This window comes from Mesorhizobium sp. M7A.F.Ca.ET.027.03.2.1 (genome assembly GCF_003999175.1).
GTDB lineage: Bacteria > Pseudomonadota > Alphaproteobacteria > Rhizobiales > Rhizobiaceae > Mesorhizobium.
The window spans coordinates 1-12544 of the sequence record NZ_RZOM01000049.1 but is presented as its reverse complement, the minus strand read 5'-3'; the positions used below and the strand labels follow the sequence as shown (position 1 = coordinate 12544).

Genomic DNA, 12544 nt, shown 5'->3' with positions numbered 1-12544 from the left:
CCACTGCCCGGTAGAGCGCATGAAAAATCTCCTTTCGGGCGGTTTCTTAAGACGCTCGCCACGCCATGAGGCAGTGGGGGCATCGGTGTGCGTCAGGTGCTTCTGCCCATGCAGGATTCCAGAACATTGATGAAATCGTTTGTTTCGATGAAAGGCATCCACACTTTGGATAGTTGACCACGCGTTTCAAAGATCGTGAACTACATCTCGTCGTTGTGCTCGACGCACTCCCGACAGAGCGCAACCTCATGGGCGCGGCATGCAGGATTAACCGAGCCCAGCCGGTCATGAGTGCGGCCGGCGCTCGGCTGCTCGATTATTTGCGCGATAAGCTCGCGACCATGTCCGCGGAGGTATTCAAACTTAACGCTGCGTCCGGGAGCTCTTGCCCTCCAGTTCGCGACGCTCTCCCGCCCATCCAGTGCTCGTTTATTTCGTCGGATAGTTTGACCCGGCTCTACCGAATCGCCGCTTCAGGATCATTCTTCCCGATTTCGTCACGCTCGTATTTTCTGCCGCGTCCTACACCGATTGGGCGCGAACAAAACTGAGCGCCTTGGAACCCGAACCCGTGCGTCGTGACCGGGAGCATCCGGGGCGAACTCATCCGCTCGGGGGCATCGCATCACCGGACGGCGACAGGCACGGTCGACCGGCATCTCGGCATCGGCTGGGAATTCGTCCATGGTCTGCATTGGCGACGACGCTTCCTGAGGCCACGTAGCCCTTATGCCAAGCTGGGCGCCCGGTTTGCGGCATCCGTGCCTACCCTCTTCGGACCTCGTGGGTTCCAACCGGCGACGAGGCGTGCATAGGCGCCCTCGGCCTGCTCCACCCAGCGGCGCTCTTCTTCCCGGTGGCTCTTTATGTTGTAGGCGTGCGCTCCCTTTTGGCCGCGCACAGCCTTGCTCCCGGCCTTGAGTTCCACATCGCGCAAGCTTCTTGGCATGCAGGGAGGGTCGAGCCTACGCGTAACTCTCGCCCTTCTCAACAGATGACAGATCACGACAGAGAGTTTGCGTGCGGTTGCCACGGCCGCGACATGCTGTCCGCGCCGGGCTCGCACGCCGCAGGGAGAAGGCTCGCAACGGTCCGGGAGCACGAGCGGCCGCCCAGGCCGCCTCGACGAGCATGCCGCGCGCATGACCACGGCCCTGCTTGGTGATCCGCCCATGGTAGGCCGGACCTGGCCGGACTGCTGGACGCTTGGGTTCAACCCGAGATAGGTCACGAGCTTCTGCGGATCGTCGAAGCGCGACACGTCGCCGATCGCCGCCCTTCATCGCCAGCGCGACGGTGATGTCGACGCCGGGAATGGTCATCAGCCGCTTCACGCCTTCATCCTCGAGAGCCGAGCGGACAAGATCGCGTTCGATGACCTGGAGGTCTTCGCCCAATCGGTCGAACTCGCGCAGATGCCCATCGATCGCGAGGCGCTCGTCCTGCGGTACGACCTGCTCGATTACCAGGTCCGACCCTTGGCGCCGCACAGGTCGGCATGCGGGCAGGACGGATCAGGTGGCTATGAAGGATCGACTGGATGACGCTCTTCAATCGAGATCTCTGTCGGACAATCTGATTGCGCCGTGTCACCTGTCGACGCAGAGCCTGCGTCGGCTCGTCCGCAATCCAGACTTCTGGCAAGAAGCCGCTGGCATAGAGCTGCGCAAGAACGTCGGCGTCGATCGTCGTTTTGATCTTGGCATAGGCAACGATAAACACCTGTTTCGGCTTGGCGATCCCCACCTTCTTCACATGCGGCGCAATCACAGCTGCAGCGGACGTCGCGCTGCCGGTGGCCTCGATCACCCCGACATCGTTCGGCGACAGCTTCGCGGCGAACGCCGCCAGCAGATCGCGCCGCATGTCGACGCGGCCGAGTCGCCTGAGCCTGCCCTCCTCCCATGCCACTGCTTCGGCGAAGGCGCGGTGAATATCCAGTCCGATGATAAGCATGCCCGTTCCTCCTTCTTGGCTCGGTCAAAGACGGGAGCTGGCGGGCAACACGACATCTACTGATCCGCGCTCGCAGCGCATCCGGGAAAGTCGCCAGGGGCGGCCATGTAACGAGCTCGGGCTCTCAGCCCACGGTCTATTGACGGCCTGCCTGCACCTTTGTGCTCCCGGTGCCCCACGTCCCGGATGGGCTCACCATAAGGGCGTTCCAAAACAAGAACAGCAGGACGAGAAGACACCACAGATCACATACCGGATAGCGGCAAGGCCAAGCGCTTCGTTCAGATAGGCTTGCGCCAATGGGCTTAGGCCGAGCCTACAACAGCTCTCAAAAACGCTGCCGGACTGCTGCATTGGCTCGCCGATACAATTGGCACAGGCCTCACGGCAGCTTAGGATCAAACCGCCCATCAGTCGCCTCGGACTGGAAAGGTGCACCCTATTAGATTCCACGCCCAGCTAGGTCGGGGCCGCCGAAGACGCTGGTTGATAGCCCGGCGCCATCGGCCCGGCGTTTCAAACTGCCAATCTCTGACCTGCACAGTACGAACGATTGCTCGCTTCGGCAGATCACGCGGCTCATATGTCGGACCTTAACGTCATCCATCATAAACTTTTTGCGACAAAAGATTGCAAGAATGCTAAATTGTTAAAGTCGTTTGTTTCGGTTAAAGGCATCCATCCCATGGATGGCTGATGACATGCGTTTCAAAGGACTTGATCTAAATCTCCTCGTTGTGCTCGACGCACTCCTGACGGAGCGTAATCTCTCGGCGGCGGCACGCAGGATCAACCTGAGTCAGCCCGCCATGAGTGCGGCCGTCGCCCGACTGCGCGATTATTTCCGCGATGAACTGTTTACGATAAGAGGTCGCGAACGATTTCTAACCCCGCGTGCGGCAGCATTTGCCCCCGCAGTTCGCGACGCTCTCCAGCACATCCAGTGCTCGATTATTTCTTCGGATCCGTTTGACCCAGCTCGAGCCGATCGCCTCTTCAGGATCATTCTTTCCGATTTCGTCACGCTCGTGTTTTTCGAAAAGCTTGTGGAGCGTATTTCACGGGAAGCCCCCGCCGTCAGCTTCGAACTGCTGCCTGTCGACGATAGCCCCGATGAGCTTCTCCGGCGCGGTGACGTCGATTTTCTAATTCTACCGGATATGTTCACGTCGAGTGTGCATTCAAGCATTGCGCTGTTTGACGAGAAGCTCGTGTGCGTAGGCTGTCCCACAAACAAGCAGCTGCCACAGCAGCTTACATTCGAGAGATACATGTCGATGAGGCACGTCGCGGTCAGGTTCGGGCGTACGATGAAGCCGTCTATCGAGGAATGGTTTTTGCTTGAGCATGGCCTTAAGAGACGTGTCGAGGTCGCCGTGCAGGGCTTCAGCATGATTCCACCTATGGTGTCCGGCACAGCTCGTATAGCGACCATGCCCTTACGGCTGGTCAGGCATTTCGAAAAAACGTTCCCCCTGCGGGTTATCGAACTTCCGCTGCCATTTCCCACATTCACCGAGACCCTCCAATGGCCGGCCCTCCACAATAGCGATCCGGCAAGCATCTGGATGCGGGAGATAATGATACAGGAGGCATCTCGGATGGCTGCCCCGCTGTGAACCCTCGGAAAATTCAGGCGCACCTATAGTCACTACACCTGTCACCATCTACTTTGACGACAATAGCCCTCGCCGGATAAAGTCGATGCTGGCGGCAAGTGCGCCTGCGAGATCGTCCAGAGAATGGACTTCCTCGATCAGCTCGAACGAGAAAGGTCCCGCGTAGCCGCCATCCAGCAGCGCCTGAATCTGGCTGCCATTGTCGGAACCTGCAAGAAAGCGATCGGGGTAAATCCAGAAGGTCGGGTCGTTTACGCTTGAAATGTGCACCAGGCCGGTAAGCTCGCAGAACAGGCATGTCTCCCCGGCCAGGGTGTGGTGGAACGTGTCGTGCACGAGGCGAAAGACGGACTGGCCATCAACCGCGGCAACGGCCTCGGCCGCTTCCTTCTTTGATCGAAGCGAGCAGGTTCGGAAACCCAGCGGCTCGATGAGACCGATCAGACCCCGCGACTGGAGGATTGGCTTGATCTCGTTTAGAGCGAAACGAAGATTGTCCTGGCGCTCGCTATTGGTGGGCCACGAGCTGCGGTTGGCCGGCACCAACACGAGCGTCTCTGCCCCGCACGCCGTCGCATAATCGGCGAGGTTGCTTGCCTCGGCCTGACGCGTTGGAGTCCAGTCGTTGAACCGCTGCAAGGCGTTGACAGAGATGATCGTGACGCCCGCTTCGGTAGCGGCAAACCGAACGTCCGCAGCCGGAATGCCGCGTGCGACAGGATTGCTGAAATGAGGGTAACGGATTTGGACGTCGGTCAGGCCTTGGTCACGGGCAAGCGCGAAAAGCGCACTGACGTCAAGGCGGGGCGCCGCCATGTGATCGAGTGCAAAGCGGGGCGATACCTGGCGCATTGCTTGACTTTCCTTCCATGAAGCGCGGCTGCCATTTCGGCATCCGGCTTCTTTCAAGACGGAACCACGCCGGTTCACAGATCGGACAGAGACGGCCGAGTCAATCGAGCTTTCCTTTCATCGGTGAAAGGAAAATGGGCGCTCATGATAGAAATCCATCAAGGTCAAATATTTTCCGGAAGATAAATGTCGAACGGCAGAAATGTCTGCCCCGGGCTCTCCGCGACGCCGGCTTTGATGGCCCGCTCCATTGCCATTATCAGCTCCTGGCAAAGTCGGCGCATTGGCGTGCCGACCGCCATCGTCAAGATGTCATCCGCAAGCGCCCCACGTGACTGCGGCGTCATTTCACTCACGATCGCGACGAGATCCTGACCGCTCCCCTCTTCTCGGAGCGCGGAAATTGCTCCCTCTATACCCCCGCCGGCCATATAGAAGCCGACGAGCTCTGGTTCCCGCTGCATAAGATCCAGCAATTTTTCGTAAGTGAGCTGCCGTTCATCAAGGTTCACGAGCGGATCAAGCACCTCGAATTTGGGCGCGTTCTCACGAAAATAGGCACGAAAGGCCGTTTCCCGCGTCGCATGCGCCTGGAAGCGATGGCTTCCGACAAACACCGCCACCTTGCCGGGCCGTTTTGCGGCCTTGGAAAACACCCAAGCGGCAGTCCGTCCGACCTTGCTGTTGTTGAGGCCGATGTAGCCCTCGCGCACGCCATCGGCGAAGTCGGATAACAGCGAAAATACCGGGATACCTTTCGCCTTGAGCTCCTCGACTGATGCTGTGATTTTCGGGTGATCGGCCGCCACCATGGCGATCGCCTGGCAGCGGCTTCCAAGGTCCTTAAGAAGCGGGAGCAGGTCACGCGGCAAATGTGACTGCGCGAACTCGATGATCGGAAGGCCGTGGAAGGATTTAGCCATACTGACCGACTCTTCAATATTGCGAGCGAAATCTTGGTAAAAATCGTGGGCAGGTTTTCTCAAGATGAAGCCCAGCTTGTAGTGCGGCAGGTGCTGCTGCAAGCGCTGTTTGATGAGACCGGCAGCATGATAGCCGATCGCGTGCGCGGCCGCATGGACCCGCTGGGCGGTCTCCTCTCGCACCGGAAGGCGGACGTTCAGAACCCGATCGACTGTTGCTACGCTGACTCCGGCTTCGCGGGCGAGATCGGCAATTGTGACGCGCTTTCCCCTAGCGATTCTGATCGGCCGGTCCTCCGTCATCCGGTGCGATCCCGCGACGGCTTGGGGCGGCAAGCTGAAATAGTTACCACACCCCACGGTTGATAACGCATTCGACGAACAGCGCTCCATGCGGACCCAGATGAGTTTCCGTGAACCGTTCGTTTGCTTAGGGGCTTCATGGTGTTGTATTACTCTCCGCGTTAGTACACTATTTCCAGCGCTCTTTGGAGGCCGGCAATTCGACTGCTGTGAAGGCCGTGACTTACACGTCGCGCTATTGCTTGCTTGCGGGGAGCCCGTTTGATGTAACCCTAACCGCGGAAAGCGGCTTCCATCCGGGACTGGTCCAATTCGCCTTCCCAGCGAGCGACAACGAGCGATGCCACCGCATTACCGACTAAATTCGTCAGCGCGCGGCATTCCGACATGAAGCGGTCCACGCCAAGAATTAGAGCCATTCCGGCAACGGGAACACTCGGCACGACAGACAGAGTAGCGGCCAATGTGATGAAGCCGGCGCCGGTGACGCCTGCCGCACCCTTCGAGGAAAGCATCGCAATTAGCAGCAGGAGGATCTGATCGGCAATTGACAAATCTGTGTTCGTCGCCTGCGCGATGAAGAGGGCGGCGATCGTCATGTAGATATTGGTGCCGTCCAGATTGAATGAGTATCCAGTAGGGATGACGAGACTTACGACCGAACGCGCGGCGCCGGCCTTCTCCATCTTCTCCATGAGCGAGGGCAGCGCGGCCTCCGAGGAGGACGTTGCCAGGACAAGCAGCAGCTCGTCCTTGATGTAGCGGACAAGAGAAAAGATCGAGAAGCCGTTGCAGCGGCAGACCACGCCGAGAACCCCGAACACGAAGAGGAAGGCGGTCAGATAGAACGTCGCGACCAGTATCGCGAGGTTGGCCACCGAACCGATTCCGTATTTGCCGATCGTAAAGGCCATAGCGCCGAAGGCGCCGATGGGTGCAGCCTTCATCAGAATGCCGACGAGCTTAAAAATGGGGGCGGTGAGCGCCTGGAGAAAGGTAACGACCGGCCTGCTCGTCTCTCCGGTCATCGCCAGAGCAATGCCGAACAAGACCGAGAAGAACAAGACTTGCAGGATGTCGCCTTCCGCGAAGGCACTGGCAATCGTTGACGGGATGATGTTCATCAGGAAGCTGGTCACGGACTGCTCGTGAGCCGTGGCCACATAGCCCTTAACGGCTTCGACATCGAGCGAGGCCGGATCGATGTTGAGGCCGGCGCCAGGCTGAACGATATTCGCGACAATCAGCCCGACAACGAGTGCAAGCGTCGAGAAGGTAAGGAAATAAACCATCGCCTTGGCGGCAACTCGGCCGACCTTCTGCAGATCGCTCATGCCGGCAATGCCGGTCGCAATTGTCAGGAAGATGACAGGTGCGATAATCATCTTGATGACTTTGATGAAGGCATCGCCGAGCGGCTTCAGGCTTTGGCCGGTTTCCGGATAGAGGTAGCCAATTGCGGCTCCAAGGACCATGGCGGCAAGTACCTGCACGTAGGTCCGGGCAAAATGGCGCTTGCGGGGCGCTGCGATCGCGCGGGGGACTCTTGGAACCAACATCGTTTCTCTCTCCCTGACCGGATCGGGGTGGGGGCTCCTCCTTCTCCCATGCTGCGCTCCGGTCGAGCGCTGCTGTCATCTCGGAGCAAGCGCCGTGCCAACTGGACGCCTGTCCCGTCCAGCGAGATTGGTGCAGTTGCGCACTGGAACCCTCCACCTTGCCGGAATTCTGCACTCGAGGCTCGCCAAAGATCGCGTCTGAGGAAGTGCTTCATCAGAGAGGGAATTGACCAGGTCGCCTTGCGCCCGTGCCCTTTGATGTTCGCCGCAGATCGACTGCCGGTTGCCTTGGTGACTTTGGTTTGTCAGTTTTGGAACGGAATGCGCGCAAACTGCAGGATATCCTACACGCCCATCAGAGCACGCGGTACAAGCGATTAAGCGTAGGAGCGCATTGAATCTCCGAGGTCAAAAAATCTTGAATAAGGTCCGCGTGCGAAGTGAATCCGCAACTCGTCAAAGTTCTCCACCGTTTGATCAAGCGGTCGCGTTTCCTGGCGCTGCAAGATGGCGTTATCTGATGGCTCAAGCGCTGGAACGCCCAGGAAATCCCAAACCGCTCCCAAGCATTGGGCAGGTTCGTGAAGTAGGCTCTCGTATTCCATTACAAGCAGGTTGGTCGACGTGAAGGAGTCCATAACGCGAGCGTGAAAATCGTCGGCGGCTTTGAAATAAGCCTCACAGTCGGCGATTGACAACCTGACGCTCGGTGGCCGAGCGGTATCGTTGTCCGAGCTGAACTTCAGCCACTGACCGCTTTCCCTGGCCTGCACAAAGGATCGGAGCGATTCCAATACGTTTCGGCGAACAACGAGGATGACCTTGAGTGCTGGCCAACGAGCTAATTCCGCAAAGAATGCTGGACGCTCGCGAAACTGAGGTTCATTGATCTTGCAGCCAAGATGCGTCACATTCTTGTAGTCGCGCATAGGGCAGCGCACATAGGCAAGCTCAAGAAGCTCGCGATCCGTGCCTAGCAGGCGATCCGTGCTGGGCCAATTGGGATCATATTCGTTTAGCAACTCACCGTTACTCAGAACGGTCGGATGCTCGTTTAGCAATTCTTCTAAATAGTGTGTTCCGGTCCTTGGCATAGCAAGGATCACAAAAGGCTCAGGAGTTGGTTCGTTGTGGGTCATTGCATGTGTATCCAACTAAATAATGGCCGCGACGGTCTGGGGACGCGCACAAGAAGCTTGGCTGCTATCGCTTGAACGCTCCGGGTGGGTCCGCGCGCCTCACCACCCAGCCTGTACTCCGAGGTGTGGTCGCGAAGATGGGCGCGTGCCTGCAGCGGCTGGGTGGCGCCCGGCTTCGGCGTTGTTGTACCACTCGCGATTCCTGGCACACGCATGCCTCCGGGCCGCTGGGGGCAGTTTGCAATCCGGCATTGCGGACCTCCTTCTCGTTGATGGGCGTAGGTAAGCGTCAACGCATTAGTCGTCGATGAAACAGTCCAGCCGACAGAAAAAAAGGCAATACAGCGAACATGCAAAGTGCGCCTATATGCAGCCCTACATTGTCGCCCAGGCGGCCGAGCATCACCGGACGGATTAGATCGATAGAATTCGCCAGCGGCGAGAAGGCCGCAATCTGCTGAAACACTCCTGGCAATTGGCCGACTGGAAAAACCGCGCCCGAAAGGAACAGCATGGGTGTGATGACAAGCGTCTGATAGAAAATAAAATAGTGATAACTGGGCGCGAGCGCGATGACGAGCATGGCCAGGCTCGCAAAGGCGAACCCGGTGAGAGCGATGACCGGCAGCACGTAGAGAACCGACGTCCACGCGGCATAACCTAGCGCGGCGGCAACAATCGCAATTGTCGTACCGGCCAGAAAGGCCTTTGTGGCTGCCCAGGTCAATTCACCGAGAACGATGTCGCCGAGGGTAAGTTGTGTGTGCAGGATTGCTTCCCAAGTGCCCTGATCGCGCATTCGACCGAAAACCGCGTAAATTGTTTCGAAGGTTGATGCTGTCATCGCGCTCGTCGCAACCATGCCGGCTGCCAGAAAGGCGATGTAGGATGCACCTTCGATGCGGCCTACCAACAGTCCAAGGCCAGTGCCGAGCCCGAAAAGGTAAATCATCGGATCAGCAAGGGTGCCGAGCATTGAAGCAAATGCCACCTTCTTCCATGCCAGATGATTGCGGCGCCACACCGCGATCCAGTTCCAGGCGTTGGCGGGTAGAGCGGCCGCAAAACGTTCACCCATTGCTCACTTCTCCATCTCACGTCCGGTTAACCTCAAGAAAACGTCCTCCAGACTGGGTGGACGCTCTAGAATACGCAGACCCGCTCGACCGCGAAGCTGGATGCGCACATCCTCCGGCTCAGGCGCATAGCAAAAGAGCGTCTCGCCGCTTACCTCGACACGCTGAACGTACGGTCTGATCAGCGAAATCAGCTCCTGTGGATTGCCGCCGAAGATCTCGATCACGTTGCACCCAATGTACTCGTCGATCAGCGCATGAGGACTGCCCTCGGCGATCTTGCGTCCCCGCTCGAGAACACACAGCCGATCACAAAGCCGCTCAGCCTCTTCCATGAAATGGGTGGTCAAAATGATCGTTTTTCCGCTCGCCAGCAGGAAACGAAGTCGCTCCCAGATCAGATGGCGGGCATGCGGGTCGAGGCCGGTCGTGGGCTCATCCATCACAAGCAACTGGGGGTCGTTGATCAGAGCACGTGCCAGCGTCAGGCGCCGCTTCATCCCGCCGGATAGCAGGCCGACACGTGAATCCGCCTTGCTCTCAAGGCGAGCGAACTCGAGGAGCCGTGGGATGACGGCGTTGATCTCTCTTGTACTCATGCCGAAGTAGCGCCCGAACACCAACAGGTTCTCGCGTACCGTAAATTCCAGGTCGAGATTGTCGAACTGCGGGACCACGCCTATGCCCTTGCGGGCCAAGCGGCTGCGTGCCGGCACTGGTAGACCGAGGACTGTTATATCACCCGCGTCAGGCCGGGTCATACCGAGGAGCATACGCGCAATCGTGCTCTTGCCTGCGCCGTTCGGCCCCAGCAGACCGAAGCACTCTCCCGATGCAACGGTGAAGGACAGCCCGTCCACAACGAGCTTGTTTCCGAATAATTTGGTTACGCCGGTAAGGTCGATTGCTACATTGGACATGCGTCTATCTCAAGCGGAATGAGTCCGATTGGCCACCGGCAGCTTACTTGCGAATTCTGGTTCAGAGCAGGCCACCGCCTTGAGATGGCACCTTTGGAAAGTCGCGGCCGGAGCGACGCGTGTATCGCTTCCGCCAAAGAATAACGTCAAGATGCCACGTGTCGCTTCCAGATAGTTCCCGTTCTGACCATAGGTAACTCGAAAGCTTCACCCCGTGTCGACTGACACAACTTACTCGGTCACTCGGCGCTGCAAGGCCGTCAGACTTCACCAGCTGTGAGCGAAAGATCTGCAGTATGAAGTGACTCCGCAATTCCAGAATTGCCCGCAGCATTTGCTCCGGCAAGCGGCATCGCGCTTGTGATTTCCTTTGTGCTCCTGTTGGGCAGGGGAACACTTTTACGCGACAGCCAATCGCTATTGCTCAATGTACACAGGGCGTAAGCCTTCAAGGGGATCAACAGGAATATCCTGATTAACGCGTGCATTGAATAGCCGATGAATCGAAGCTGCCGAGTGCGGAAAGATAACACCGTAGATCTGATTATGGTCATCGTGACAATAGCCAGCACCGTCCACCAATTTACTGTATGTGAAAATAGTAGCTCACCGAGCGCCGTTACTACCGCGATGCCGAGCAACAATGGGCCGAGATTCTCTCCCATCACATCCAAAGTTAGATAGCGATCCAGGCCACGCAGTAGACCTCGCGCAAGCATCGTGTCCCGGAAGGTGCTTCGTGCCCAGCGGAGTTGTTGGCGCAAATAAGGTCCCATCTTGTCCGGAACGACTGTCGCCGCGACGGCACCTGGAACGTACTCGGTTCGAAAGCCTGCTTTCAGCATGAGGATCGTAAGATGACGGTCTTCACCGAAGTCGCTTGGTTTCCCCCTGAACAGCTGCGTCTCGTATTGATCCAGCAGAGAAAGGAGACAAGACCGGCGGTACATTGCACATGGGCCGCAGCAGCACATGACCGCACCAAAGCGACCTTGCGCCGCGCGCTCCTCATTGCAAGCCAGCCAGTATTCCATATCGATCAATCGGGTCAACCAAGTGTCGCTGCGGTTGTATGCCGTCAGCTGGCCCATGGCCGCTCCGACCATGGAATCCCGCATTTTTACTGCAAGCTTTGTGATGACGTCGGACGCAAGTGTCGTGTCAGAGTCGACGCTGAGCACGAAATCTCCAGATGAGCGGCGGATGGCGGCGATCTGCGCCTTGCGTTTGCCAACATTCTCGCGGAGCAGAATGAAATTGAATCTCGGGTCGCCCTCGTAGGCGTGATGTACCGGGATGACGGCATTACGATTTCCAGAACCGTCGTCAACCAGATAGACCTGAAATGTTCCGGCGTAATCTTGATTTGCAATGGAAGCTAAACACGCCGCGAGTGTGCGCGGGTCCTCATTGTAGCAGGGGATAATGACATCCACGCTCGGCCAACGGTCGGATCCGAACAAGCTTTCCGACGGCGGCGTAACATTTTCCGGTTGGGAGTAGACCGCTTGCATGCCTCTGTAAACAGTCGAGAGCACCGCATAAGACGAAACGGCAACAGTACTGGCTGTGGTGAGAAGGTCCATAGGATCTCTGTTTGTTCAGGGGTGTTGAGGAAGTGATCGGATTACAAATCCGCGGCCGTGCAATTCTGGAATTAGGCGTGACAACGCTGTCACCGTCTGGTCGCGCAGACTGGCTTGATTGCCTGGTTGCAATTCGTCGGGAGCGCACCCGTCGTGCAACAGCACGATTGCGCCCGGCCGGATATCGGCGAGCACTCTGTCGACGATGGCGTCAACGCCGGGGCGAGACCAGTCGCGTGGATCAATGGACCAATGGACGGGCGCCAATGCCGCACCCGCTGATGCAGCGATTACTTCTTCGGTCCAGATGCCATACGGTGCACGAAAGTACCGAACCATGGCCTGCGGGCAAGCCATCCCTATGACTCTGTTTGCCTCAACTATCTGGCAGTCGACTTCGACGGACCCGCATTTGGCCAGGTCCGGATGAGTCATCGTGTGGTTGGCTATACCGTGCCCGTCTGTAATAATTCGGCGAACGAGTTCCGGCTCGTCGGCCGCGTAGGCCCCAACAACGAAGAAGGTCGCCGTCACCTGATGTTGCGCCAGCACATTGAGTATCTGCGGTGTGAAAAATGAATTGGGACCATCGTCAAACGTCAGATAGACGC

The 12544-nt window shown here is 58.0% G+C and carries 9 protein-coding genes and 1 pseudogene; 1 reads left to right on the top strand and 9 read right to left on the bottom strand.

The features are described 5' to 3' along the window. Positions 1-727: 727 nt before the first annotated feature. Positions 728-1956 (bottom strand): annotated as a pseudogene (locus EN750_RS04110) (IS110 family transposase). A gap of 701 nt (positions 1957-2657) precedes the next feature. Between EN750_RS04110 and EN750_RS04105 the strand changes: the two are divergent. Beyond that, positions 2658-3575: a LysR family transcriptional regulator gene (locus EN750_RS04105; RefSeq protein WP_024505887.1), complete on the top strand. Its 918-nt coding sequence runs from the start codon at positions 2658-2660 to the stop codon at positions 3573-3575. Positions 3576-3623: 48 nt separating this feature from the next. Here the strand turns inward: EN750_RS04105 and EN750_RS04100 are convergent, their stop codons facing one another. The 8 genes from EN750_RS04100 to nodB form a co-directional block, all read right to left on the bottom strand. Next, positions 3624-4427 (bottom strand): TIM barrel protein, encoded by an 804-nt coding sequence (locus EN750_RS04100; RefSeq protein WP_024505888.1) that lies wholly within the window; start codon positions 4425-4427, stop codon positions 3624-3626. Positions 4428-4591: 164 nt separating this feature from the next. Beyond that, entirely contained in the window at positions 4592-5653 is a 1062-nt protein-coding gene (locus EN750_RS04095; RefSeq protein ID WP_024505889.1) for a LacI family DNA-binding transcriptional regulator, read from the bottom strand. 272 nt (positions 5654-5925) lie between these two features. Further along, the gene (locus EN750_RS04090) at positions 5926-7212 is read right to left on the bottom strand and encodes a dicarboxylate/amino acid:cation symporter (RefSeq protein WP_126063813.1); all 1287 of its coding nucleotides are present in this window, start codon (positions 7210-7212) and stop codon (positions 5926-5928) included. A gap of 377 nt (positions 7213-7589) precedes the next feature. Continuing rightward, on the bottom strand, positions 7590-8351 hold the full coding sequence (locus EN750_RS04085; protein ID WP_024505871.1) for a sulfotransferase: 762 nt from the start codon (positions 8349-8351) through the stop codon (positions 7590-7592). 289 nt (positions 8352-8640) lie between these two features. Continuing rightward, positions 8641-9429, bottom strand: coding sequence for an ABC transporter permease (locus EN750_RS04080; protein ID WP_029356621.1), 789 nt, complete (start codon positions 9427-9429; stop codon positions 8641-8643). A gap of 3 nt (positions 9430-9432) precedes the next feature. Then, complete coding sequence (nodI, locus tag EN750_RS04075) at positions 9433-10347, bottom strand: nodulation factor ABC transporter ATP-binding protein NodI (protein ID WP_024505873.1); 915 nt, start codon at positions 10345-10347, stop codon at positions 9433-9435. A 260-nt stretch (positions 10348-10607) separates the two neighbouring features. Further along, complete coding sequence (gene nodC / locus EN750_RS04070) at positions 10608-11933, bottom strand: chitooligosaccharide synthase NodC (protein ID WP_032899868.1); 1326 nt, start codon at positions 11931-11933, stop codon at positions 10608-10610. A gap of 15 nt (positions 11934-11948) precedes the next feature. Beyond that, positions 11949-12544, bottom strand: a 596-nt coding sequence (gene nodB / locus EN750_RS04065; protein ID WP_127395700.1) for a chitooligosaccharide deacetylase NodB, incomplete at its 5' end; no start/stop codon positions are given.